This is a genomic window from Nocardia miyunensis NBRC 108239 (assembly GCF_001613065.1).
Taxonomy (GTDB): Bacteria; Actinomycetota; Actinomycetes; order Mycobacteriales; family Mycobacteriaceae; genus Nocardia; species Nocardia miyunensis.
Genome location: NZ_BDBQ01000031.1, coordinates 84,464 through 108,497, shown reverse-complemented (window position 1 = coordinate 108,497; position 24,034 = coordinate 84,464). Strand labels below are relative to the sequence as shown.

Sequence of the window (24,034 nt, the reverse complement as noted above, 5' to 3'; positions counted from 1 at the left end):
TCGACGTGAAACGGCCCGTCCGAACCGGACGGGCCGTACGGCAGATCTCGCGCGGACTAGCGCATCACTGCGCCAGCGCCGGCACCGGCTGGCTCAGCAACTGGGCGCACCGCAGCAAACCCAGGTGGCTGTACGCCTGCGGATGGTTGCCCAGCGATCGCTCGGCAACCGGATCATACTCCTCGCTGAGCAGCCCGGTCGGGCCCGCGACATCGATGAGCTGGGCGAACAACGCCTCCGCATCGGCCCGCTTGCCGATCAGCAGATACGCCTCCACCAGCCAGGCGGCGCACAGATGGAACCCGCCCTCGCCGCCGGGCAGCCCGTCGTCGTGGTGGTACCGGTACACCGTCGACCCGCTGCGCAGTTCCGCCTCGGTCGCCACGACCGTCGCCGCGAACCGCGGATCGGACGGCTCGATCAGCCCGCTCAACCCGATGTGCAGGGTCGCCGCGTCCAGATCCGAACCGTCGTAGGCGGCGGTGTAGGACTGCACCTCCTCGTTCCAGCCCTTGGCCTTGACCTCCTCGGCGATGGTGTCGCGCAGTTCGATCCAGCCCGGCTCGGTCGGACGGCCGAACTTGGCCGCGAGCCGCACCGCGCGGTCCACGGTCAGCCAGCCCATCACCTTCGAGTACACGTGGTGCCGCGGGTTGCCGCGAATCTCCCAGATGCCGTGGTCGGGTTCGCTCCAACGCCGCTGCACGGCCGACACCATGGCCGTGACCAGCTCCCAGTCCTGATCGGGCAGTACCTGCGCCGGGTCCACGATGCCCTTGTGCTCGCGGGCCTCGGCCAGGGCGGCGATGAGGTCCACGATCGGGCCGAACACGTCCAGCTGCACCTGCATATTGGCCGCGTTACCCACTCGGACCGGCCGGGATCCGGCGTAACCGGGCAGCTGGTCCAGCACGGCCTCGGGGCCGAGCGTCTCGCCGTAGAGCGTGTACAGCGGGTGCAGGCGCTCGGGTCCGGCGAGTGTCTCGAGCACGCCGTGCACCCAGGACAGGAACTGCTCGGCCTCGGTCAGCGAACCCAGCGTGACCAGCGCGTGCGCGGTGAGCGAGGCATCGCGCAGCCAGCAGTAGCGGTAGTCCCAGTTGCGCACGCCGCCGATGTCCTCGGGCAGCGAGGTGGTGGCCGCGGCCATGATCGATCCGGACGGCGCGTGCACCAGACCGCGCAGGGTCAGCGCCGAACGCTTCATCAGGTCCGGCTTCAGCGGCGGCAGCTCGAGCTGCTGGGCCCACTCGCGCCAGTACCGCTCGGCCTCGTCGCGCCGATCCGGCTCGCTCACCATCGCGGGTGCGAGATCAGAAGTGCCGCAACGCATTTCGAGCACCACCGGCCCGCGCGAGGGATCCACGACCGCGGTGGCGACGTGGTGGATACCCTCCTCCAGGATGGTCCACTGCACGCCCGGTGAACGCAGCACGATCGGATCGTTGGTGCCGTGCACGCGCAGTCCGGCCGGTTCCTGCACCAGTGTGACGGGCACCTGACCGAATTCCGGACGCGGCGCGAAGGTGACCACGGCCTTGGCGTCACCGGTGATGACGCGAGTCAGATCGGTCCGCTCGGCCGCCACGTCGTGCGGCAGGTAGTCCACGACCTGCAAACTGGCCCAACGGGTTTCGACGGTCATGGTGCCGTCGATGTAACGCTGGGACAGCGGCAGCCCGGGCCGCTCGGGCACGATGGTGAAATGCCCGGACTCCGGTCCGCCGAGCAGATGCGCGAACACCGCCGCGGAATCCGGTTCGGGATGGCACAGCCAGGTGATCGTGCCATCGGGGGTGACCAGGGCCTTCGCTCGGGGGCCGGCCAGCATGGTCAGCCGTTCGATTCGAGGGGCCGAGGCGCCGGCCAGCCAGGTGCGGCGCTCCTCGAGCAGGAACGCCAGGGCCTTGGACACCTCCTCGGTACTGGCGACCCGATATCCGGCCCGGCTCTCGCCGTCGCCGACCTTGATGCCCACATCCGGCCCGGCCAGGCGCGCGAACGCCTTCTCGTCGGTGACGTCGTCGCCGAAGAACACCGCCGCCGACGCGCCCTCCTGATGCCGGATGATGTCCAGCGCGGCGCCCTTGTCGGTCTGGATGACGGCCAGTTCGATGACCGATTTCCCCTCCGTCACCTGCACGCCCACCCAGCTGGCCGGCCCCTGGCTCGCCTGCTGTAGTGCGCGACGCCCGACCTCGGGTGCGGCATTGCGCACGTGCAGCGCCACGCTGGCCGGTTTGACCTCGACCGATACGCCCGGATTGTCCTGGGCGATGTGGGTCAGCGAGTTCTGCACCTCCTGCAGGAGTTTTCGGGCGTCGTTGTCGATGGCATGGACGAAACCCACGTCGAATTCCGAGCCGTGGCTGCCGATCAGCTGCACCTCGACCGGGAGCCGGGATAAAGCCGCGAGATCTCGCAGCGCCCGGCCGGAGATGACGGCCGCCGTGGTGGCGGTCAGGCCGGCGAGCGCGCGCAGGGCGCTCACCGATTCACGATGGGGATAGGCTTTCGCCGGGTCGCTGACGATGGGCGCGAGTGTCCCGTCGTAGTCCGATGCGACCAGTAGCCGCGGCATGCGGGCCACCGCCGACAACGCACGGCGAAGTTCGATTGGCAGATCCTGTGCGCTCACGCATCCAACCTTGTGATCGGAGGAGAAATACCGGGGGCGCGAGAAACCTTACTGGGTGGGGGTTGCTCACGTGTTTCGCGCACGTCGCCGACGTATCGGCACGCGCGCATACCCGATTGTGAGGTCTCCTGCGGTGCGTCACCTTATTAGCCATAGGTAAGCCGCGACAAACCGCTCAAACCTGGCGAGTCGGTTCGGGTCGGCGAGTCACCCCGGTTCGGTCGGCGAGTCACCCCGATTCGGTGTGAATCTCCGACCCGGTTTCGATCAGGCCTGTGAGCCGAGCAGCAGGTCGACGGTCAGTTCCAGGCGTTCGGCGACGTCGGTGGCCGAGGCACGGCGGGTCAGCCAGGCGACCAGATTCGACAACCACACGTCGCTGATCACCCGGGCGATGGCCAGATCGCGCTCGGACGGCTCGTCCTCGTTCAGGGCACGGGCGAAGAAGTGGTCCATCACCTTGCCGACCCGGTCCACCTCGGCGGCGGCGGATGCGTCGGCGAACATGAACGCGCGGGTCATCGCCTCGGTGAGCAGCGGGTCGCGCTGCATGGCCCGGGTGACCTGGGTGAGCATCAGGTGCATGCGCTCGCGCGGACTCTGCCCGGCCAGCGGTTTGCGTTTGCTGTCGAACTGCTCGAACTCGCGGGCCAGCGCCGACACCAGCAGGTGCACCTTGGACGGGAAGTACCGGTAGAGCGTCCCCACCGCGACATCCGCACGTTCGGCCACCGCGCGCATCTGCACCGCGTCGTACCCGCCCTTGGAGGCCAGGGCCAAGGTGGCGTCGAGGATGCGTTTGCGGCGTTCGCGCTGCGCGGTCGAGCTCAGTTCGTCCTCACTGAGCGTGGACACCGGGGTCGCGCGTGAACGGCCGCCGTTCTGCGCCCCCGAGTCTGCTGCCTGCTCTCGGGAGGGACTGGCCATCGATGAAAGTCCTTTCCTGCACAAGCCTCATCCGGTGGGCGAGGTGCGTCTCGTCTGTTTGGTGGGACGCCGGTTGACATCCGCCCGATGAGGATATTAGAACATGTTCTAGGTGTGGGAGTCACGCCGGAAAGGCGGTATGGAGTGTGACCATCGCCACCACTGACGAGCATAAAGCCGTTCAGGAGTCGATGAGCGCGTGGGCGACGACGGTCGCCCCGATTGCAACAATGCGCGCTGGAGCGGCCGGGTCGGGGTCGAATGCGGCAGCGGAGGGTCACCTTGTAACCTCCCTGGTCGGTCCCGATGCGCATCTCGCGGCCGATTCCTGGCGTGCGTACTGGCCGAGTCTGGTAGGGCTCGGCATCTTCCGGGTCGCCGTGGCCGAAGGCGACGACAGCGCCGACGGTACGGTCAGCGATCTGGCCGTGCTGATCGAGCAGGCGGCGCACGATCTGGTGGGTGGTCCGGTCCTCTCGACCGCCCTGGCCGGTATGGTCACCGGCGCGGCTGTGGCCGAGGATACGCCCTGCGGCGTCGCACTGGAAGATCCGGTTGGCGTGCAGGACAACGGATCCGGTGACTTGGATCTCACCGGCACGTGGTCCGCGGTGCTGGGCGCGGCCCCCGGCGGCGCGGTCCTGCTGCCGGTGCTGCGCGGCGATCGGGAGGTGTGGTGCCTGATCACGCCGGATGCGGCCGGACTGCGCATCGACCCGCTCGAACCGCTGGACCACAGCACTCCGCTGGCCCGGGTGGCATGCGCCGAGGTTCGGGTGCCGTCCGAGCACATCTTCGAACCCGGTTATGCCGTAAGGGATCTCGCCGCGGTGCTGATCGCCGCTGAGGCCGCCGGTATCGCGGGGTGGTGCCTCGAGACCGCCACCGAATATGCCAAGGTCCGTGAACAATTCGGCCGCAAGATCGGCGAATTCCAAGCGGTGAAGCACATTTGCGCCTGGATGCTGTGCCGCGCCGAGCTGATCCGCGCGGTCGCGGCCGACGCCGCGGCCGCAGCGTCGGTCGATCAGGGACGCAATCCCGAACTCCCGATCGCGGCCGCGATCGCGATGACGATCTCGCTGGACGCGGCGGTGCAGACCGCGAAGGACTGCATCCAGGTGCTCGGCGGCATCGGCTTCACCTGGGAGCACGACGCGCACTTCTATCTGCGTCGCGCGGTCGCGCTGCGGCAGCTGCTGGGCGGTTCGGCCCGGTGGCGGGCCCGGGTGACCGAGTTGGTGCGCCGCGGTGACCGCCGCACGGTCGGGCTGGATCTGGGTGTCGCGCTGGGTTCGCTCGCGGGGTCCGACGCGAGTGCCGATGACGACATTCGCAACGACGCCGAGGCATGGGCGGCGCTGGGGCTGGACGCCGCGCAGGCGACCGAACTCGGCGCGGATATCGCTCGTATCGCCGCACTTCCGGTCGAGCAGCAGCGAGATGCGCTGGTGGACACCGGCCTGTTCGCACCGCACTGGCCCGCGCCGTACGGCCGGGGTGCGGGGCCGATCCTGCGCACGTTGATCGACGAACAGGTCCGCAAGGCCGGAATCACGGTGCCGGACATCACGATCGGCAACTGGGCGGTGCCCACGCTGCTGCAGCACGGCAGTCCGGAGCAGATCGAACGTTTCGCGCGGCCGACGTTGCGCGGGGAGGTGATCTGGTGCCAGCTGTTCAGCGAGCCGGAGGCCGGATCGGATCTGGCGGCGTTGCGCACCACCGCGACGCGCGTGGACGGCGGCTGGCGGCTGCGCGGGCAGAAGGTGTGGACCTCGCTGGCCAATGTGGCCAACTGGGCGATCTGCCTGGCCCGCACCGATGCCAGCGCACCCAAGCACCGGGGTATCAGCTACTTCCTGGTGGAGATGAGCAGCCCCGGCATCGAGGTGCGGCCGCTGGTGCAGATCACCGGCGAGGCGCGCTTTTCCGAGGTGTTCCTGGACGACGTCTTCGTCCCCGACGACGGCCTGGTCGGCCAGCTCGGCGCGGGGTGGAAGATCGCGCGCTCGACGCTGTCCTCGGAGCGAGTTGCCATGGGCGGCAGCGGAATCGGTGACGCCCTGGAGGAACTCATCGCCGCGGCCCCGACCTCGGGCCCGGGTGCGGAGCTGATCGCCGACCGGATCGGCGAACTGGTCTCCGACGCTGTTGCCGGACTATTGCTGGAGACTCGTGCGGCGCAGCGCATGCTCGCCGGCGGGGATCCCGGCCCGCAGAGCAGCGTGCGCAAACTGGTCGGTGTGCGACACCGGCAGGCGGTCGCCGAATTCGCCGTCGAACTGGCCGGTACGGCAGGTGCGCAGGACATCGATGTGGTGAAAGAATTCCTGCTGACACGCTGTTTGTCGATTGCGGGCGGTACCGAGCAGATCCTGCTGACGGTGGCCGGTGAACGAATACTCGGACTCCCGCGCGAACCGCAGGCGTAGGTCCACACCTCGATCTGGAGCATGGAATTGGACTTCAACAGAGACGAGAGCCAGGACGCTGTCGCCGAGGTTGTCGTAAGCTTGCTGGAACGCAATACCGAGCGTGATATCGAGCTTTGGCCCACCCTCGTCGACAGTGGTCTGCTGGCCGTCCCGCTTCCCGAACGTTTCGGTGGCGACGATATGGGCCTGCTCGAGGTGTCGGCGATGCTGACCGAGCTGGCCACCGACGCGGTGCAGGTGCCCGCCCTGGCCACGCTGGGGCTGGGTGTGCTGCCGCTGGTGGGCAATATCCCGGATACCTTGGCGGAGAAGATCTTTCCCGCTGTCATCAAGGGGTCGGTGCTCACCGCCGCCCTGCACGAGCCGGGCGCGCCGTTCACCACCCAACCGAAGACGACCGCCGTGGCCGAGGGTGCTTCGGTGCGGATCTCCGGTCGCAAAACCGCTGTGCCGTACGCGGATCAGGCGCAGTGGATACTGGTGCCCACCGATGCGGGCCTGGCCGTCGTGGACGGCGATGCGACCGGAATCGGTCGCGTCGAGAGCCCGACCTCGGCCGGGTTCCCGGAATTCTCCGTGCAATTCGACGATGTGATCATCCCCGCCGAGCAGCTGCTGCCCATCGGGGTCGCGGGGCTGCACCGGCTGGCACTGGCCTCGATCGGCTCGGTCGCCGACGGGCTGCTCAAGGGTGTGCTGACGCTGACCGCCGAACATCTGCGGACCCGTCAGCAGTTCGGCCGCCCGCTGGCCGAATTCCAGGCTGTGGCACAGGAAATCGCCGACGTCTACGTCGTGTCGCGCACGCTGCACGTCGCGGCGGTGTCGGCGAACTGGGCGTTGGCGACCCACCTCGGCAGCGGCCCGAGCGAAGCGGAGGCCATCGAACACAGAGTCGACGACGACCTCGAGGTGCTCGCGTACGCGGTCGCCTCGGATCTCCCTGCGGCCATGCAGAAATGTCATCACCTGCACGGCGGTATCGGCGTCGACGTGACCCATCCGCTGCATCGCTACTACTCACAGGCCAAGGACATCGCCCGCTGGCTCGGCGGCGAATCGTTCCGGCTGGACCGTCTGGGGGCGAGATGTTCATCGATCTGACGCTCGAACAGCGCAACCTACGCGCCGAATTACGTTCGTACTTCGCCGATCTCGTGACTCCCGAGGAGGAGGCCGAGATGCTGGTGAACCGGCACGGCGACGCCTACCGCGCGGTGGTGCGGCGGATGGGCCGGGACGGCTGGCTCGGCGTCGGCTGGCCGAAGGAGTTCGGCGGCCAGGGATTCGGGCCCGTCGAACAGCAGATCTTCTACAACGAGGCGGTGCGGGCGGACGTCCCGCTGCCGCTGGTGACGCTGCTGACCGTCGGCCCGACGCTGCAACAGTTCGGCACCGACGAGCAGAAGAAGAAGTTCCTGCCCGGAATCCTTTCCGGCGATATCCATTTCGCGATCGGCTACTCCGAACCCGAAGCCGGAACCGACCTCGCCGCGTTGCGCACCAGCGCGGTGCGCGACAGTGCGGGGGACTGGATCGTCAACGGGCAGAAGGTTTTCACCACCGGCGCGCACGAGGCCGACTACATCTGGCTGGCCTGTCGCACCGGCACCACCGAATCACGGCATCGCGGGATCACGATCCTGATCGTGGACACCACCGATCCGGGCTACTCCTGGACCCCGATCATCACCTGCGACGGCGCGCACCACACCAACGCGACGTATTTCGACAGCGTCCGCGTACCAGCGAATATGATTGTGGGCGAAGAGAATCGGGGCTGGAAGCTGATCACCACCCAGCTCAATCACGAGCGGGTGGGCCTCGGGCCGTCGGGCAAGATCGAGCAGCTCTACGATCGCGTGCACGATTGGGCGAAGGCGCAGAACGTGCTGGGCGAGTCCGGTGTGCAGCGCGCACTGGGGCGGTTGCACGCCATGGTGCGGCTCAACGAGCTGCTGAACTGGCAGGTCGCGGCGAAGGCCGATCAGGCGGCGGAGGATCCCAACGGGGTCATCGCCGACGCCTCGGCGACCAAGGTCTATTCGACCGAATCCCTCCAGGAGGCAGGGCGTTTGGCCGAGGAGGTCGTCGGCCGCTACGGCGATCCCGCCGAACCCGCGACCGCGGATCTGCTGGGCTGGCTGGACCGGCGCACCAAGCAGAACCTGGTGGTGACCTTCGGCGGCGGCGTCAACGAAGTCATGCGCGAACTGATCGCCACCGCCGGTCTGCAGCTGCCACGCGTACCGAGATAGGAGCCTGGAGTGCCGGAAACCAGCACAGCCGACGAGATCGCCGCCGCCGGGGATCGGATCATGGCCGAGGGCGAATGCGCCCCGCGCTACGGCCGCGATCCGGTGAATCAGCCGATGATCAACAACTGGATCGAGGCCATCGGCGACGCGAACCCGATCTACGTCGACGAGGAGGCCGCGCGCGCCGCCGGACATCCGGGCATCGTCGCGCCGCCCGCGATGGCGCAGGTGTGGACCATGCCCGGCCTGCACGGGGCGCGGCCCTCGGACGATCCGATGAACGCGGTCAACGATCTGCTCGACGCCGCGGGATACACCTCGGTGGTCGCGACCAACTGTGAGCAGACCTACCACCGGTATCTGCGACTGGGAGAGCGGCCGTACGCGCGGACCCGGTTGAAGGATCTGGTCGGCCCCAAGCGCACCGCGCTGGGCGAGGGCTGGTTCGCCACCTACCTGCTGACCTGGTACGTCGGGGACGAGGCCGTCACCGAGATGTCCTTCCGGATGCTGAAATTCATCCCCGGCACCGGCAAAGCCGCTGCACCGCAGGATGACCTGAGCAAGCGGGTCCGGCCGATCGTCTCCAAGGACACCGAGTTCTTCTGGGAGGGCGCGAAACTCGGCGAGCTCCGGATTCAGCGCCTGCCGGACGGTTCGCTGCGTCATCCGCCGATTCCGGCGCTGTGGCAGGACAAGGACAAGACGCCGGACTACGTGGTGGCGTCGGGTCGCGGCACGGTTTTCAGCTACGTCGTACATCACGCGCCGAAGGTGCCCGGACGCACGTTGCCGTTCGTGGTGGCCCTGGTCGAACTCGAGGAGGGCGTGCGCGTCCTGGGTGACCTGCGTGGGGCCGAGCCCGGCGAGGTGCAGGTCGGGATGCCGGTCGAGGTGGGCTTCGAGAAGCTCGACGATGACAACACGCTGCCGTACTGGAAGGCGGTCCGATGACCGGGACTTTGCGACCATCGGCGGTGCAGGCCGGAAATGCGCTGCCGGAGTTGGTGATTCACGCCGATCCGACCTTCGTGGTCAGTTCCGCCCTGGCCACCAGGGACTTTCAGGACGTGCACCACGATCGGGACAAGGCGGTGCAGCGCGGTTCGAAGGACATCTTCGTCAACATCCTCACCGATACCGGTCTGGTGCAGCGGTTCGTAACCGATTGGGCCGGGCCCGGGGCGATCGTGAAATCGCTGGCCCTGCGGCTGGGCGTGCCGCTGTACGCGGGTGACACGCTGACGTTGAGCGGCACCGTGACCGCCGTCGAGGGCCCGCAGGTCCACATCGACGTGGTCGGCCGGGACAGCCTCGGCGACCACATCACCGCCAAGGCCGTGATCGAGTTGCAGGAGAACCCATGAGTATCAGTGGCAAGGCCGCCATCGTCGGTATCGGCGCCACCGACTTCTCGAAGGATTCGGGCCGCAGCGAATTGCGTCTGGCCGCGGAGGCGGTCACCGCCGCGCTGGCCGATGCCGGGCTGACGCCCGCGGATGTGGACGGGCTCACGACGTTCACCATGGATACCAACACCCAGGCCGCCGTGGCCCGTGCGGTCGGCGTGCCGAATCTGAAGTTCTTCAGCAATATTCCGTTCGGCGGCGGTGCGGCCGCGGCGACCGTGCAGCAGGCGGCCATGGCGGTGGCCACCGGAATCGCCGATGTCGTTGTGGCATACCGCGCTTTCAACGAGCGGTCCGGACATCGGTTCGGCCAGTTCGCCACTCACCTGGCCGCGGCCCCGACCTCCTCGGGTGTGGACGCGGCATGGGGATACCCGCAGGGCCTGGGCACCCCCGCCGCGCAGGTGGCCATGGTCGCCCGGCGCTATATGCACGTATACGGCGCTACCAGTGCGGATTTCGGTGCTATCGCGGTCGCCGATCGCAAGCACGCGGCGGTGAACCCGGCGGCCCACTTCTACGGTAAGCCGATCACCCTGGAAGATCATCAGAACTCGCGCTGGATCGCCGAGCCGCTGCATCTGCTGGACTGCTGCCAGGAGACCGACGGCGGCGTGGCCATCGTCGTCACGAGTGCCGAACGGGCCCGCGATCTTCCACAGAAGTCGGCCGTAATCGCCGGTGCCGCACAGGGTTCCGGCGCGGACCAGTACGTCATGACCAGCTACTACCGCGACGCCCTCACCGGACTGCCGGAAATGGGCCTGGTAGGCGAACAGCTCTGGGCCCAAAGCGGTTTGGGCCCATCGGATATGCAGGCCGCGATCCTCTACGACCACTTCACCCCGTTCGTCCTGATGCAACTCGAGGAACTCGGCTTCTGCGCCCGCGGCGAAGCCAAGGACTTCATCGCCGACGGCGCGATCGAGGTAGGCGGCCGCCTCCCCCTGAACACCCACGGCGGCCAACTCGGCGAGGCCTACATCCACGGCATGAACGGCATAGCCGAGGCCGTCCGCCAAATCCGCGGCACCTCGGTCAACCCGGCCCCCGATGTCCAGAACATCATCGTCACCGCGGGAACCGGCGTCCCCACATCCGGTTTGGTCCTCACCGCGGGCTGACCCTCGAACCCCGTACCCCGAGGGCCCGCGCATGCCCCGGGGTGCGGGCCGTCGGCGTGAACAGTCCGTCCATGTTTTTCGGAGCCACGTTTCTCCGGCTCCGAATTGTCAGTGCCACGCTCGCGGACGTCGGTGTCTGCTGATTGCCTGTCGGAGTTGCGGCTCTCGGCGAACGAGTCGCGCTGCCCCTATGTCGCGGTGACAAGCGCATCGCCTCGGAGTTGATCCTGTCGGTACGGAGCAGTTGATCGGCTGTTGCGGCTCAGGTGCGTAATACGTATCGTTGGTATTACGTATTACGGGAGGTGGCCGATGCGGCTCAACAGCAAGGGGCAGGTCACGATTCCCGCGGAGTTGCGGCACAAATATGCGCTGGAAGAGGGGGATGAGGTGGATGTCGTCGAGGTGGGCGGTGCTCTGCAGATCGTGCGGCGAGAAGGGGCGGAGAGCCGCGGTAAGCGCCTAGCGAAGCATATGCGCGGTCGCGCCACGACAAAGATGACAACCGATGAGCTGATGGAACTTTTCCGTGGCGAATGAGCCCGTCCTTCGAGCGGTTCCTGATCGTCCGATCACGCTGGTGGATTCGTGTGTGCTGCTCGATGTTCTCACCGACGATCCCACTTGGGCGGACTGGTCCGAAGATGCGCTTGCCCGAGCTCGCGATCTCGGGTCGGTGGTCATCAACCCGATCGTCTACGCCGAGGTCGCTGCCGGTTTCGACACCATCGAGGATCTCGATGCGGCACTTCCCGAGAGCGAACTGGGACGGGAAGACCTGCCGTATGCGGCCGGATTCGTGGCCGGCAAGGCGTTCGTCGCCTACCGCCGGAAGGGTGGAGAGAAGCGCAACCCACTTCCGGACTTCTACATCGGTGCGCATGCGGTGGTTGCCGGGTATCGATTGCTCACTCGGGATGCGGTGCGTTTCAGGACCTACTTTCCGCGCCTGCGAGTGATCGCGCCCGCCGGACCATAATTCGCCGCTTCCTCGGGGCCGGTCGTACAACCGGTTCGCGCGGTCCGGGCTACGTCGGTCGTCCTGTGGGTAGACCGGCGATCGTCAGCTCGAACAGCCGGTCGGCCTGGGGGGCGGGATCGGTGCAGCCCTCGGTGGTGAGGGCGATGCCGACGATCAGCATGATCAGTTCCTCGACGGTTGCGGTGGTCGCTACGGTGCCTTGCTGAATCGCGCGGCGCAGCAACGGGTTTCCGGCCTCTTCCAGGGCTGTGGAGCAGGCGTTGTCGTGTACCGGGTCGGTTCCGGCGCTGTCGCGGGCCAGTACGGCCGCCAGTCCTCGTGCGCTGATGCAATAGGTGAGGACGTCGCCCAGCCAGTCCAGCAACGCGCTGCGGCTGTCCGCGGAATCGATCAGCTCCTCGGCGCGGGCGCACAGCGCTTCGATTCTCTTGTGCGAGACCGCTTCCAGCAGTGCGCGGCGGGTGGGGAAGTGGCGGCGCACGGTCCCCGAACCGACTCCCGCGATGCGGGCGATCTGCTCCAGGGACGCTCCGGCGCCGTGGGCGGCGATCTCCTCCTCCGCTACCGCGAGGACGCGTGCGTAGTTGCGACGGGCGTCGGCGCGCTGGTGTTCGGGCACGACCTCACCTCCTGGGTTGCTAAACGGCGGGCCCCGCCATATCTTAGATGAAGATAAACGGCGGGCCTCGCCGTTTAGTGAATCCGCACGTGAGGGGCATCATGTCCACAGTTTCCGCACCAGTTCTGGTCTCCGGCGCCACAGGCCAGCAGGGTGGTGCGACTGCTCGCGCCCTGCTCGACGCGGGCGTTCGAGTTCGGGCGCTGGTCCGCGATCCGCACACCGCGCGAGCCGAGGCTGCCGCGGCGCTCGGCGCCGAACTGGTCACCGGCGATCTGCGCGATCGCGATTCGATCATCCGGGCAGCCGAAGGGGCGCGGGCGGTGTTCTCCGTGCAGATGCCCGAATTCACCACGGCAGGGCCAGATTTCGACAGTGAGATCGCGCAGGGGGTCAACCTCATCGAGGGTGCTCGGGCCGCGGGGGTGTCGCAGTTCGTGCACACCTCCGTATCCGGTGCGGGGCAGCGCACCGAGGACCCGCGCTGGATCAAGGGGCGCTGGCCGATGGCCGAGGCCAGTCTGGCCGCGAAGGCAGCGCTCCAGGACCGGGTTCGTGCGGCGGGCTTCCCGCACTGGACGCTGCTCAGGCCCGCGACATTCATGGAGAACTTCCTGCCCTCCGTCGCGTACCTGTTCCCGCGTGGCATCGAAGGCGGCCTGGTGGGCGTCATCGCCCCTGAAACCCGCCTATCGCTGGTCGCGGTGGACGACATCGGCCGCGCGGCCGCTGCGGCCCTCACCGCCCCCGAGCGGTTCGACGGCGTCGAGCTCGAATTGGCCAGTGACCTTTTGACGATGACCGAAATCGCCGAAGTTCTCTCCCGCGTGCTGAACACGCCTCTGTTCGCACCGAATATGACAGAGGAACAAGCCCTGGCCGCCGGAATGCCTGCCATGGGTGCTGGTCTGGATCTGCTGAACGTGGTCCCTCAGCCCGCTCGTCCGGAGTACGCCAGGGATCTCGGTATCGCCGTCACCAGCTTCGAGGAATGGGCCCGTCGGTACCTTCGGCCCGTCGCCTGAGAGTCGTGCCCGAGGCAGGTGGGCAACTGTGTCGAGCCCGACGATCCGCGAACTTCGCCGAGACCGTCCGGGCGCTCGGCACGCGAGTGATCCCCGGTCCGCATCCCGACTTGGCCGCGAGGCGATATTCACAGCTTGGCGGCGACTTTCCACGCCGAGTGAATTGCTCCCTGAATGTAATCGACCTCGGCGGCGTCTCCGATGACGTGTACCTCGGGAACCGCGCCTTCGAGGGCTTCGGCGAGTGAGGCCTGGGCGGAGACCTTCGAGGCGACGACGACCATGTTCGCCGGGGCCGTCATCGTCTTGTCGGCAACACGAAACTCGACGTCTTGCTTGGTGATTCGTTGCACCGTCGCATGTCGGTGGATCGTTACGCCGTGTTCGCTCGCGTGGCGGACCGCTGTCCAGCGGCGGGGCATGGCCATGGGGACGCCGAGTTGCTGCCCCTCCTCGAGTAATGTGACGTTGCGGCCACGCTCGGCGAGAAATTCCGAGAGTTCCAGTCCCACAAGCGAACCGCCGATCACCACGACGTTCTTGCCCATCGGCAGGAATCTTCGGGTCACCGTGCGGATGGCGGCCGGACTTCGGGTGATGCCGGACAGCTTGCCGAGTTTCGCGATCGTACGGAGCAGCGGCGGCACTTGTGAGACGTCGCCGGACCCGGTCATCAAGGCGCGCAGGGTGTCTCCGGTATGGACGTGCGGCAGATCGCCGCCGGGAACGCCCGGGCGTCCGCGCACCGCGCCGGTGGCTACCACCACCACGTCCGGATTCAGGGCTGCGATCGAGGCCGCGGTGGCCTCGGTGTTCAAGCGGATATCGATGTCGAGCCGCTCGACCTGGACCTTCAGCCAGTTCAACAGTCGCTGATTGTCCGGCGTGGTGAGGCTGGCGAACCAGAGCGTGCCGCCGAGTCGATCTGTCTTGTCCAGCAGTGTGATTCGATGTCTCCGCTCGGCGGCGAGGCGGGCAACCTCCAAGCCGCCGGGGCCCGCTCCGACGATGACGACGTGTTTCGGAGTCGAGACAGGCGACAGCGGCAGCAGTTTCTCATTGCCCAGGGCGGGATTCACCGCACAGATGGGGGTGTCGTCCCAGAAGTTCTCCTGAACGCAGACATAGCAATTGATGCAGGGCCGGACGTTCTCAGGTGTCCCGGCCGCGAGCTTGTTCACCAGTTCCGGATCGGCGAGCAGCTGTCGTCCCATCGCGGCGAAGTCAGCTCGCCCCTCGGCGATCGCCTTTTCGCCGACTTCCGGCAGTACCCGGCCGACGGTGATCACCGGAATGGACACCGCCTTCTTCACCTCGACCGCCAAACGTGCGCGATTCGCCAGCGCCCCACCGTATCCGTCGGTGCGCTTGTTGTCCGCCCGGCTCAGGAATCCGCCGAGTATGTAGCCGTGCGCGCAGTGAATCTCGACAGCGTCGCCGCCCGCCGCCCGCACCCGACGGGCCGCCGACGCGAAACATCGCACCACCCAATCGATATCGTCCTGGGTGGCCTCGCGGTACGTGGCCTGCTTACCGCCCGTGACCGCCGCCATCTTTCGCATCTCGTCAGAAGTGTTGTCCGCCAACGCGGAAAGGTCGGCAGACCCACTCGGCGCCGACGGCACCAACAGCGGCCGACCTTCGACGGTATCGATCCGAGCGATCTTCCCGTGGTGTGTCATCTGCACACACAACTTGCTTCCCGCGGCGTGCACGGCATCGGCGAGAGCCCTGAGTCCCGGAATGAACCGATCCTCCGACAGCCCAGGCTCTTTCGTGCTCGCGCATCCGACCGGATAGGCCACGGCGCAGCACCCGGTGATGATCAGCCCCGTCCCACCGGCCGCCCGAGCAACGAAATGCTCGATATCCTCCTGCTCGATCTCCCCGTCCGCGCACAGATTCATATCCATCGCGGGCAGCACAACCCGATTGGGCACGGTGACGGGCCCGATGGTCCCGGGAGCGAGCAGGTGCGGAAAAGCCGGTTTACGGGTCACAAACCAACGCTAGGTCTCTCGGCCGAGAGTCACCGCACCATTCCCGATCACCGGGACTCCGTCGCGCAATCCAGCTGACACGCCGCGATGAACTGGGCAAACGCATGCGATCGTCGGTGCGAACGAGTCTGCCTGCCCGCAGCAGCCGGTCGAACGGCCGCGCCGGACAGGCAGATGAAGCGGATACGCTGACGGCATCGTCGCAACCCGTCGAGCTCACTGTTTGCACACTGGCCGACGCCTCCGGACAGTGGTGCCACAGAGTCTTCGCGCCCGACGGCAGGGTGATGCCGTCGGCAAACTGCATCTTCGACGCGGGTTGGGCAGGTGCGGTGGGCGATAGCGAGCGGCCTTCGAGGCCGCGAATGTCACATCACTTCGCCCGCGCCGCGCCGCGATGCAACCGAATCGCCGAGATCAGGAAGAAAACCCCGCCCAGGACCGCGTAACCGGCCAGTGAGGTGAGCGCGGCCTTCGGCCCACCGGCCATCGCGATGAAACTGCTCCCGGCGAGAACGGAAATGCCCCCACTGAGAATCATCGCCCACTGACCACCGAGCCGGTAGCGCAGGATAGCCACGACCAACTGGACGATGCCGGCGGTGATCGCCCAAATACCCCACACGCGAAGCACATTCGGGATTCCAGAGGTGACGGCGACGCACATGCCGATGGTGGTGAGCAGACTCAACCCCATGTTGATGTAGAGCGGCGCCTTCGCCCGGGTGGCGCCCGAGGAACGGAAGTCGACCACGGCCGCGGCAACATCGAAGAGTGGATAGATCACTAGCAGCGCAACGGTTCCCGGGCTGATCGTCTTGGCGACCGTCGTCATCAGCACCGCCCAGATGATGGCGAAGCCGAATCGCGCGTAGTACAGGTTTCGCAGCGCCTTGGTGCTGTCGGCGACGGCCGCGGTGTCGATGTCGCGAGCGTCGGTGGCGAATGAACTGGACATCAGGTCCCTCTCGAGTGGTGGAGCGGTGGATGATTCCGACGTCCCGGCAGAGAGAAAGAACGATCGGTATATCTGAGCGTGCGGCAACAGCTCGCCGATGTCAAGACCGATCGTTCTTTCTGCTAGCCTGGAAACATCACTTCGACCGAACGGATGGGAACGATGTCGGAAGCACGGTCACGACTGCTCGACACGGCGACCGGCCTCTTCTACGCCGAGGGCCTGCACGCGGTGGGCGTCGAGCGAGTGGTCAGTGAGGCGAAGGTGACCCGAGCCACCCTCTACCGGCATTTTCCGGGCAAGAACGACCTCCTCGTCGCCTACCTGAAGCAAGCCGACGAGGCCGTCCGAGCCCAGGTGGACGCCGCCCGCACCCCGAACGCGACCCCGGACGACATCATCCGAGCCGTCGCCCGATCCATCGCCGACGACATCCAACGAGACGGCTTCCGAGGCTGCGCCTTCCTCAACGCCGCCGCCGAATTCCCGGACCCCACCCACCCCGTCCACCAGGCCGTCCTCGACCACCGCCAATGGTTCCTCACCACAATGACCGAACTCTTCACCGCCACAGGCAAACCCGATGCGGACCCCGCCGCCCGCCACTTCGTCATGCTCCGAGACGGGGCCATGGCGGCGGGGTGTCTGACGGACCCGAAGCCCATCTGCGAGACGTTCCTGCGGGGTGTCGAAGGACTCTTGGGATACCGCAGCGGCCAGGGTGCGGAAGGCTGAACCAATCGTGATAGTCGGCACCGGAGAGAATTCCCACGGTGCGGGCGGTTACGCGGTGCTTCGACGTCCGCCGTCGAAGCACCCGATGATATTGAAGGCGCGCGAACGGGGGTGTCATCAAGGCGCGCAATGAATTAGCGGTGTGTATGTGCCGATGTCGGTGCGGACCCCGTTTACCACTCTGTCCAGTGTGCGCAAGCAGTGCCGCACCACGCCTCGACGTGGCCTGCGTATCCTCGCGGCGTGACCGACGACGCCAGGTTTTCAAACGTCAGCGACTTCCCGGCTGCTGTTCCAGGAAGAGTGTTCGATGCCGCGCCGAGCAAGTCGTCGACGCTGGGCGATCGCTATGTCCACCCCGTCCCCTCGCCGCGACGTCCACGCCGAGCCGAGGCGGTGACCTACCGGGTGCGGGTCGACCTGCGGGGCGCCGCGCCTCCCCTGTGGCGTCGTTTAGAACTGTCATCGGATCTGTTTCTCGACGAACTGCACGAGGTACTGCAGGCCGCCTTCGGCTGGACGGACAGCCATCTGCACGAATTTCGTAGCGGATCCGCCTATCACGATCTCGAGGTCGAACGGTACCTGTGCCCGTTCATGCTCGAGGAGGACGACGGCGGGGTGGCGGAGGAGCGTGTTCGTCTGGACGAGTTGCTGGTCGATCCCGAGGATTGTCTGTCCTACTGTTATGACTTCGGTGACGACTGGCTGCATATGCTCGAACTCGAGGCGGTCCTGCCGCGCACTGCCGCGACTCCTCGGGCGATGTGCACGGCTGGACGGCGCCCGGGGCCACCCGAGGACTGCGGTGGGATAGGCGGATACGAACTCGTCGCCGCGGCAGCCGATGCTGGACATCCCGATCACGCCGAGGCGCTACGGACCTTCCGCGAGTGGCATGGGGACGTCGATCTGGATCACTTTCGGCCCACACCGTTCGATATCGACGGAATCAATTCTGCCCTAACGGAATTCGGTACCGGCGAGGCTGCGCCGCGGCCCGATGAGGCCGATGGCGCGATACTGCATGCGCCCGCGGTACTCGCGGCGCTCTGGGCTCGGTTGCCGGCCTCCACCGCTCGGCGAAAACTGTTGACGCTCATCGGTCGAACCGAATTCGATCGCCCCGTACAGATCGATGCGGATGAGGCCGAGCGTGTCGTGCTGCCGTATCGGTGCCTGCTCGACCACATCGGCGTCGACGGGGTCGCGCTGACGCAGGCGGGTTATCTGCCGCCACGTGTGGTCTCGGCCGTATTCACTGAGCTGGAGATGGATGAGCATTGGATCGGTAAGGGGAATCGGGAGGACATGACGCCGCAGGTGCTCGAGCTTCGCGAGTCCGCGCAGAAACTTGGATTGATTCGTAAACATCGTGGGCGACTGCAGGTTACGAAGAAAGCTCAGTCCCTGCGGGAGGATCCGGCCGCGCTGTGGCGACATCTCGCCGCGAGGACCTCCGAACTGACTCGCAACACCTTCGAACGAGAGGCCGGGCTCTTCTATCTGTGCGCGCTCGCGGGCGGCGCCGGGGAACCCGTCGACGTCACCGCGCAATCGTTGACGGCGCTGGGCTGGTGCTCCGCCGACAATATCCGCTGCACCTCAGCCGATGCCGCCGCAGGAGTACGGCACGTGCGGTACATGCTCGACAGGCTTGGTCTACTTCGGCGCGCGGATCGTCTTGGCCTGCATACCGAACCGACGCATGGAGCGCGCTTGTTCGCGAAGGCCGCGCTGGTCGAATAATCGCCGATGTATCAACCTGGAACGGCATCCCGACCGAACTCACCTACCGCCCCGTTCGAACCGCCGATCCATCCAGTCGGCGGTGTTGGACAACAGTCGACGAACGGCCGGGCTGTCGTAGATGGCGATGTCGGTTGAGGCCGCGGCTGCTGCCATTGCGTCCAGCAGGCTCTCACGCTGCCGGTCGATCTCATTTCGCAGCCAGTCGGGCTCGATGTGCAGGGCCGGAGCGAACCGCACCCAATTGTCGACCGTAATTCGATCGGCATGGAACATCCCTCCGACGGACATCGACAAGCTGTTCCCGGAACCGTCGGAATAGGCGAGATGGGAGTTGAGGTCGTACAGCGGTGCGAGACGGATGGTCTGTCCGCTGAGCAGAAGCGAGTAGTTGCGGGCGTGAGCGTCCGTGCCGCAGACGAGCCAATTGAAGATGAGCGCCCGAACGAGTCGGCGCACGTCATCCGATGGTTGCCGACTTTCCCGGCGAATCAGATCGGCCAGCGAGACTGCGCCCGGACCGCCCTGGCTTTCGTACTTGCGGGTGGGCCACATGCCCAGTGCCTGGCACATGTCTTCCTGGTGCACGCGAATCCACCGGCCGTCGGATTGCTGGGCGCGGTCGTAGCGCTCCACGACGATGGCGCGCTCATCGCCGAACTCTTCGACCGAACACTTTGCGACGCTCAGTTCGAGGTAACTCGCCGTGCGTAACGTCACGGCCTCCACCAGATCCTGGTCGGTCATGCCGGGAATGGCGGGTTTGAGGATGTGAGTGGACGGCACGCTGCCTGACGGGTCGGTCCAGCCGCCTTCGGTGCGGTGAAGTGCGATTTTCGCTTGCGCCCCCGCGAGGGAGAACTTGCCCTGCCCGTTGTCGATATCCGATACAGGCAGATCCGCCTTGGCGCGGCGAAGCATTTCCGCGATTCGAGGACCATCCAATGGGATCAGGCGTCCGGATCGTTCCAGCACGGCTTCGAGGCGTTCGGGGCGAACGAACTGCGCAGCGCCGGCGAGGTCCTCGCCGACATGCCGCAAGAGAGAGTAGGCGTCGTTTTCGTGGGAGATGCCGAACTGACGTCGCCACTGTCGAAGGGTTTCGGGGCGATCCGGCAGAAGGCCGGAGAGCCACGGATCCAAGATCGATTCTCGGTATCGCCCTATCGGGCCCGGCATCGACACCGACAGCGGGGTGAAACTCTGCCCGCGAGAGTCCGAATAGCGCAGTCGCATCCGGCGTTTTCCCGTGCGCTGGACATCGCCGATCACGCGGCCGTTCATCACGACATATAACTGATGCTCGTTCGCGATGCTCATCGGTTGTACTTCTCGAGGTGCGCTTCGAGATCGATTGGTTCATCGTCGATGGACTCGTGTGCGCCGGTTCGGAATCTTTCCGGCGGAGTCAGCATGAGTGTCACGTCCAGGGCCGCGGCAACACGCATGACCATGTCGAGCGGTGCCGACGGCTTGTCACCCATCTCGAAGGAGTTGAGCCACTGCCGCCCCACGCCGGCCAGCTCAGCCAGCGCGGACTGGGTGACGCCGTCGGCAACCCTGACCTCGCGCAGCGCAGGTCCCAGGTCGTCGGCCCGATCCACCCTTGCTGTCGTCATACGGCGACATTAGCGTATGTCGCTGTATGGCGACAATAGAAGATGTCGTCGTACGGCGACATGTATAGCAATGTTCGGACTCCGCAGCATCGTGTTCTTGGAGCACCCGCCGCCCGCGATAGTCGATTATCGCTCGAAGACAGCCACGCCGACTACATCAGCGCAGGTTGGCAGGGTGTTACAGGGCCACATCCCCCCGATCGAGCCCTGTTCATCTCGACTTCACGCTGGGCAGGGGCCTGTGCCCGTCGTTCCGGCAGTGTGACCGCCAGGATCAGCACGGTCAGTGGCAGGCCGATCGCGATGACGAGTCCGAGTGTGACCACTCTTCGCGTCTCACCTCTGGGTGTCAATGCCGGGTCGTGGTCCCTGTGCAGCAGGGCAATCGGGGCTGCTGCACGGTGTATTCACGTGCCTGTCTACAACAGGCCGGATTCCTCGAGGCCGGCACGCAGGCGTTGCTGATGCTCCGGCGGGCCCTGCCGGTATGGCATACGCAGTGCATCGGAGGAGATGACGCCGAGCATTTTCATCGCGGCTTTGGACTGGATGGCGCCCTGTGAGACGTGCATGATCGCGTCGACGGCGGGGATGAGACGCCGGTGGATCTCGCGTGCCCGAGACAGGTCGCCGCGGCCGACGGCGGCGATCATCTCCGCGTAGCGATCGCCCGCGACGTGACCGACCACCGACACGATGCCGGTCGCGCCTTGAGCGAGGTGTGGGAGGTTGACGACGTCGTCGCCGGAATACCAGAGCAGGTCGGTCTGCGACATGAGCCGACTGGCCTCGAAGAAATCACCCTTGGCATCTTTGACGGCGCGCACGGCGGGAATGTCGGCGGCGCGGCGAATGGTATCGGTGCTCAGCGCCGTCCCGGTCCGGCCCGGGATGTCGTACAGCATGACCGGCACACCGCCACCGGCCTCGGCGACCAGACGGAAGTGTTCGAGGATGCAGTCCTGCGGCGGCTTGTTGTAATACGGCGTGACAACGAGCAGAGCGTCCGCCCCGCAGGCAACCATCTCGCGCGCCGCGCGAGTGGAATGCTCGGTGTCGTTGGTGCCACAGCCGGCCATCACCGCGACGCGGTCGCCCACGGCCTCGACCACTGCCCGCACGCAGGCGTAGTCCTCCTCGTCGGTGGTGGTGGCGGACTCACCCGTGGTCCCGTTGACCAGCAGTCCGTCATGGCCGTGGTCGGCGAGATATACGGCGAGGTTCTGCAGGCCGTCGTAGTCGATCGAGCCGTCGGCGTGCATGGGGGTCACCATCGCCGTGATGACTCGACCGAAGGGAGTGTCCACCATGATCGTGAGATTACATCCGGCGAGCACGTCACCGCCCGCGCGGAAGGCCCCGTGCCCACGCGAAGTGCGTCGTCGGGTGGTTCCGCGGGCGCTCGCCGGGGGCAAGAGCCTCAACCAGTGACTGGCCCGACCACTCCTGCCGTGGTCAAGCGCGGCGTAAAATTTTTCCAGAGGGTTGCGCTATGCAACAGCGATTGTGGGTGTGGATTGCGGCGTTCCTGATGACACTGGGAATGTGCACTACGTTCGCGTGCAGTAGCGGCAGCGGACCCGAGCGTGCTGCACCAGACTCGACCACATCTTCCCGGGTAGGGGCGCCCGTGCTGGTCGCGAAGATAGACAACAGTCCGCAGGCACGACCACCGGTAGGGCTCGGAGCCGCCGATTTGGTCTACGTCGAGCCGGTCGAGGGCGGTTCGAGCCGGTTGGCCGCCGTGTTCTCGACCCACAAACCCGCGGTGATCGGACCTATCCGAAGCGCGCGGGAAACGGATCTGACGCTGTTGGACCAGTTCGGCAACCCGACGTTGGCATCCTCTGGTGCCGCACCTGAGCTGGTCGCATCCATCGATTCCGCCTCGCTCCAGAACGCCTCGGCCGATCGGCACCCTGCGGCGTACTACCGTGACTACAGTCGCGCCGCGCCGCACAACCTGTTCGTCCGCTCTGATCAGCTGCCCGTAGGCGGCGGCTGGACGGCGGCTTCGCAACTGCGCTTCGGTCCTACGCCTGCCGGTGGCCGGCCCACGCAACATGAGGTAGCGCGGTATCAGGGCGCGGCGATCGGTTTCGACTGGTCACCCAGCAACCACCGGTGGCTGGTGTCCATGGACGGTGCCGCCTACACCACTGCCGATACCGGACAGCTCATGGCAAGTACGGTCGTACTGCAGAGTGTGCAGGTGCGCGATTCGGCGGTCCGCGACGTCGCGGGCAGCGTCTCGCCCGTGGCCCAGACGACTGGTGGCGGTCGGGCACTCGTACTTCGCGACGGTCAAGCGTTCCCGGCCGTGTGGTCCCGGCCCTCCCCACAGGCAGGCACAACCTATACAACCCCCACCGGTACAGCCATCTCCTTCGCGCCGGGGCAGGTTTGGACAGTTCTGATTCCAGAGCGGCTCTGGTGACTCCTGTCCTCGCGGTGTGACCGATGATGACATCGTTTCCGTTGATCCCCAGACGCCCGCTCACTTCTGTACAGAAAACCTGTACATTAATTCGTATGAGGCAGATCTCCTACACCGAGGCTCGTGCGACCCTGGCGAAAGTGCTCGAGTCCGCTACCGACGACCTCGATGAGGTTGTCGTCACCCGCGCGGGTCATGAACCGGCGGTTGTCGTTTCGCTGCGCGAATACGAGGCGCTGAAAGAGACCGCACATCTACTCGGAACTCCCGCCAATGCCAGACATCTGCAACGCGGGTTGGAAGAATTCGCGGCCGGTGGATTCGTCCCCGGTGAACGTCTGGACGTACCAGACCACGACGATTCGTCGGGAGTGGCGTGAAGTTCCAGTTCTCGAGCGAGGCGTGGAACGACTACACCTGGACGGTCGCGAACGATAGGGCGGCGGCGCGCAAGATCAACCGCCTCTTCGATGACATTGCCGCCCACGGCCAAGCCGATGGCATCGGGAAGCCGGAGCCGCTGATACACAATCTGGCCGGCTGGTGGTCGCGGCGGATAACCCAGGAACATCGCTTGGTGTACCAGGTCGAGGACGAGGTAATCCGCGTCCTGTCGTGCCGCTACCACTACGAGTAGGACTCCAGAAACTACGACCGCCCAGTTCCGATCTACCCTACGGTCGCCATGCGGCGGCAGTATCGAGTGTCGCCGTTCGGTGACAAGGCGGACAGTCGGTGACAGCCGTCAACCGGCGTGGTTCGACCAGGTTTCTCCGTCCCACCATCGCCAGTTGGCGACATGTTGCGGGTCGGGATACCAGCTTGGTGGGCAGCGGATTGCTCTTTCAGACGAAGGACGCCAGCCTCGACCTGTGCTACGAGAGTTCTGGCGCGGGTGGGATCACATGGACGTGTTGGCTTACGTTGCGGGTGATGGAGATCAGTCGATTTCGTTGATGCACCGACGCCGGTCGCAAACAACCGAATCCATTTGTCCCAGTCGCTTCTCGGATTAATCTCGGACGTGCCCGACTTCGGTAATTACCAATGGGGGCAGTGGCTTTCGGTATGATGCGAAAAAGGCACCTCTCGCCCGTGGGTGAGAAGTGCCTCTTT

The 24,034-nt window shown here is 66.2% G+C and carries 23 protein-coding genes; 14 read left to right on the top strand and 9 right to left on the bottom strand.

Annotation, left to right across the window (positions count from 1 at the left end; all coding sequences use genetic code 11):
- Positions 1–64 precede the first annotated feature (64 nt).
- Positions 65–2,638, bottom strand: coding sequence for a trehalose-phosphatase (otsB, locus tag NM2_RS13235; RefSeq protein WP_067668229.1), 2,574 nt, complete (start codon positions 2,636–2,638; stop codon positions 65–67).
- Positions 2,639–2,905: 267 nt separating this feature from the next.
- Positions 2,906–3,565 carry a cholesterol catabolism transcriptional regulator KstR gene (gene kstR, locus NM2_RS13230; RefSeq protein WP_067668227.1) on the bottom strand — a complete coding sequence of 220 codons (660 nt, stop codon included), beginning with the start codon at positions 3,563–3,565 and terminating at the stop codon, positions 2,906–2,908.
- Between the two features lie 146 nt (positions 3,566–3,711).
- Here kstR and NM2_RS13225 point away from each other — a divergent pair, with 146 nt between their 5' ends.
- The 8 genes from NM2_RS13225 to NM2_RS13190 all read left to right on the top strand — a co-directional run bounded on the left by NM2_RS13225 (position 3,712) and on the right by NM2_RS13190 (position 11,773).
- A complete protein-coding gene (locus NM2_RS13225) occupies positions 3,712–6,000 on the top strand; it encodes an acyl-CoA dehydrogenase family protein (RefSeq protein ID WP_067668225.1) in 2,289 nt (762 codons plus the stop codon).
- Between the two features lie 27 nt (positions 6,001–6,027).
- The gene (locus tag NM2_RS13220; RefSeq protein ID WP_067668310.1) at positions 6,028–7,107 is read left to right on the top strand and encodes an acyl-CoA dehydrogenase family protein; all 1,080 of its coding nucleotides are present in this window, start codon (positions 6,028–6,030) and stop codon (positions 7,105–7,107) included.
- Complete coding sequence (locus NM2_RS13215) at positions 7,092–8,261, top strand: acyl-CoA dehydrogenase family protein (protein ID WP_067668223.1); 1,170 nt, start codon at positions 7,092–7,094, stop codon at positions 8,259–8,261. The genes NM2_RS13220 and NM2_RS13215 overlap by 16 nt, the downstream gene beginning before the upstream one ends.
- 9 nt (positions 8,262–8,270) lie before the next feature.
- Complete coding sequence (locus NM2_RS13210) at positions 8,271–9,215, top strand: bifunctional MaoC family dehydratase N-terminal/OB-fold nucleic acid binding domain-containing protein (RefSeq protein ID WP_067668221.1); 945 nt, start codon at positions 8,271–8,273, stop codon at positions 9,213–9,215.
- Positions 9,212–9,628: a MaoC family dehydratase gene (locus NM2_RS13205; RefSeq protein ID WP_067668219.1), complete on the top strand. Its 417-nt coding sequence runs from the start codon at positions 9,212–9,214 to the stop codon at positions 9,626–9,628. The genes NM2_RS13210 and NM2_RS13205 overlap by 4 nt, the downstream gene beginning before the upstream one ends.
- A complete protein-coding gene (locus NM2_RS13200) occupies positions 9,625–10,794 on the top strand; it encodes a lipid-transfer protein (RefSeq protein WP_067668217.1) in 1,170 nt (389 codons plus the stop codon). The genes NM2_RS13205 and NM2_RS13200 overlap by 4 nt, the downstream gene beginning before the upstream one ends.
- Positions 10,795–11,106: 312 nt before the next feature.
- Positions 11,107–11,334 carry an AbrB/MazE/SpoVT family DNA-binding domain-containing protein gene (locus NM2_RS13195; RefSeq protein WP_067668215.1) on the top strand — a complete coding sequence of 76 codons (228 nt, stop codon included), beginning with the start codon at positions 11,107–11,109 and terminating at the stop codon, positions 11,332–11,334.
- Positions 11,324–11,773 carry a type II toxin-antitoxin system VapC family toxin gene (locus NM2_RS13190; protein WP_067668213.1) on the top strand — a complete coding sequence of 150 codons (450 nt, stop codon included), beginning with the start codon at positions 11,324–11,326 and terminating at the stop codon, positions 11,771–11,773. Before NM2_RS13195 ends, NM2_RS13190 begins: the two co-directional genes overlap by 11 nt.
- 49 nt (positions 11,774–11,822) lie before the next feature.
- Here the strand turns inward: NM2_RS13190 and NM2_RS13185 are convergent, their stop codons facing one another.
- On the bottom strand, positions 11,823–12,395 hold the full coding sequence (locus tag NM2_RS13185; RefSeq protein WP_067668211.1) for a TetR/AcrR family transcriptional regulator: 573 nt from the start codon (positions 12,393–12,395) through the stop codon (positions 11,823–11,825).
- Between the two features lie 101 nt (positions 12,396–12,496).
- On the opposite strand from NM2_RS13185, the gene NM2_RS13180 reads away from it, so the two are divergent.
- Positions 12,497–13,420, top strand: coding sequence for an NmrA family NAD(P)-binding protein (locus NM2_RS13180; protein WP_067668208.1), 924 nt, complete (start codon positions 12,497–12,499; stop codon positions 13,418–13,420).
- A 128-nt stretch (positions 13,421–13,548) separates the two neighbouring features.
- Here the strand turns inward: NM2_RS13180 and NM2_RS13175 are convergent, their stop codons facing one another.
- Together NM2_RS13175 and NM2_RS13170 are read right to left on the bottom strand one after the other, a co-directional pair.
- A complete protein-coding gene (locus NM2_RS13175; RefSeq protein ID WP_067668206.1) occupies positions 13,549–15,420 on the bottom strand; it encodes an oxidoreductase in 1,872 nt (623 codons plus the stop codon).
- 373 nt (positions 15,421–15,793) lie between these two features.
- Positions 15,794–16,378: a hypothetical protein gene (locus NM2_RS13170; RefSeq protein ID WP_067668204.1), complete on the bottom strand. Its 585-nt coding sequence runs from the start codon at positions 16,376–16,378 to the stop codon at positions 15,794–15,796.
- A 162-nt stretch (positions 16,379–16,540) separates the two neighbouring features.
- On the opposite strand from NM2_RS13170, the gene NM2_RS13165 reads away from it, so the two are divergent.
- Positions 16,541–17,113, top strand: a complete 573-nt coding sequence (locus tag NM2_RS13165; RefSeq protein ID WP_067668202.1) for a TetR/AcrR family transcriptional regulator — start codon at positions 16,541–16,543, stop codon at positions 17,111–17,113.
- Between the two features lie 243 nt (positions 17,114–17,356).
- A complete protein-coding gene (locus NM2_RS13160; RefSeq protein WP_169816171.1) occupies positions 17,357–18,862 on the top strand; it encodes a plasmid pRiA4b ORF-3 family protein in 1,506 nt (501 codons plus the stop codon).
- Positions 18,863–18,901: 39 nt separating this feature from the next.
- Here the strand turns inward: NM2_RS13160 and NM2_RS13155 are convergent, their stop codons facing one another.
- The 3 genes from NM2_RS13155 to dapA form a co-directional block, all read right to left on the bottom strand.
- A complete protein-coding gene (locus NM2_RS13155; protein WP_067668198.1) occupies positions 18,902–20,182 on the bottom strand; it encodes a type II toxin-antitoxin system HipA family toxin in 1,281 nt (426 codons plus the stop codon).
- Positions 20,179–20,481 carry a helix-turn-helix transcriptional regulator gene (locus tag NM2_RS13150; protein ID WP_084530882.1) on the bottom strand — a complete coding sequence of 101 codons (303 nt, stop codon included), beginning with the start codon at positions 20,479–20,481 and terminating at the stop codon, positions 20,179–20,181. Before NM2_RS13150 ends, NM2_RS13155 begins: the two co-directional genes overlap by 4 nt.
- Before the next feature lie 419 nt (positions 20,482–20,900).
- Entirely contained in the window at positions 20,901–21,791 is an 891-nt protein-coding gene (dapA, locus tag NM2_RS13145; RefSeq protein WP_067668308.1) for a 4-hydroxy-tetrahydrodipicolinate synthase, read from the bottom strand.
- Between the two features lie 182 nt (positions 21,792–21,973).
- On the opposite strand from dapA, the gene NM2_RS13140 reads away from it, so the two are divergent.
- The 3 genes from NM2_RS13140 to NM2_RS13130 all read left to right on the top strand — a co-directional run bounded on the left by NM2_RS13140 (position 21,974) and on the right by NM2_RS13130 (position 23,555).
- Positions 21,974–22,918, top strand: a complete 945-nt coding sequence (locus NM2_RS13140) for a DUF3048 domain-containing protein (protein ID WP_067668194.1) — start codon at positions 21,974–21,976, stop codon at positions 22,916–22,918.
- A gap of 95 nt (positions 22,919–23,013) precedes the next feature.
- Entirely contained in the window at positions 23,014–23,298 is a 285-nt protein-coding gene (locus tag NM2_RS13135; protein ID WP_067668192.1) for a type II toxin-antitoxin system Phd/YefM family antitoxin, read from the top strand.
- Complete coding sequence (locus NM2_RS13130) at positions 23,295–23,555, top strand: Txe/YoeB family addiction module toxin (RefSeq protein WP_067668190.1); 261 nt, start codon at positions 23,295–23,297, stop codon at positions 23,553–23,555. Before NM2_RS13135 ends, NM2_RS13130 begins: the two co-directional genes overlap by 4 nt.
- 108 nt (positions 23,556–23,663) lie before the next feature.
- Here the strand turns inward: NM2_RS13130 and NM2_RS52975 are convergent, their stop codons facing one another.
- Positions 23,664–23,756 (bottom strand): DUF2510 domain-containing protein, encoded by a 93-nt coding sequence (locus NM2_RS52975; protein WP_084530899.1) that lies wholly within the window; start codon positions 23,754–23,756, stop codon positions 23,664–23,666.
- Positions 23,757–24,034: the final 278 nt, after the last annotated feature.

Coding starts and splice junctions, on each gene's coding strand:
- kstR (WP_067668227.1), bottom strand. CDS start 3,565: ATGGCCAGTCCCTCCCGAGAGCAGGCAGCAGACTCGGGGGCGCAGAAC.
- NM2_RS13215 (WP_067668223.1), top strand. CDS start 7,092: ATGTTCATCGATCTGACGCTCGAACAGCGCAACCTACGCGCCGAATTA.
- NM2_RS13205 (WP_067668219.1), top strand. CDS start 9,212: ATGACCGGGACTTTGCGACCATCGGCGGTGCAGGCCGGAAATGCGCTG.
- NM2_RS13200 (WP_067668217.1), top strand. CDS start 9,625: ATGAGTATCAGTGGCAAGGCCGCCATCGTCGGTATCGGCGCCACCGAC.
- NM2_RS13195 (WP_067668215.1), top strand. CDS start 11,107: ATGCGGCTCAACAGCAAGGGGCAGGTCACGATTCCCGCGGAGTTGCGG.
- NM2_RS13180 (WP_067668208.1), top strand. CDS start 12,497: ATGTCCACAGTTTCCGCACCAGTTCTGGTCTCCGGCGCCACAGGCCAG.
- NM2_RS13170 (WP_067668204.1), bottom strand. CDS start 16,378: ATGTCCAGTTCATTCGCCACCGACGCTCGCGACATCGACACCGCGGCC.
- NM2_RS13165 (WP_067668202.1), top strand. CDS start 16,541: ATGTCGGAAGCACGGTCACGACTGCTCGACACGGCGACCGGCCTCTTC.
- NM2_RS13155 (WP_067668198.1), bottom strand. CDS start 20,182: ATGAGCATCGCGAACGAGCATCAGTTATATGTCGTGATGAACGGCCGC.
- NM2_RS13150 (WP_084530882.1), bottom strand. CDS start 20,481: ATGACGACAGCAAGGGTGGATCGGGCCGACGACCTGGGACCTGCGCTG.
- dapA (WP_067668308.1), bottom strand. CDS start 21,791: ATGGTGGACACTCCCTTCGGTCGAGTCATCACGGCGATGGTGACCCCC.
- NM2_RS13140 (WP_067668194.1), top strand. CDS start 21,974: ATGCAACAGCGATTGTGGGTGTGGATTGCGGCGTTCCTGATGACACTG.
- NM2_RS13135 (WP_067668192.1), top strand. CDS start 23,014: ATGAGGCAGATCTCCTACACCGAGGCTCGTGCGACCCTGGCGAAAGTG.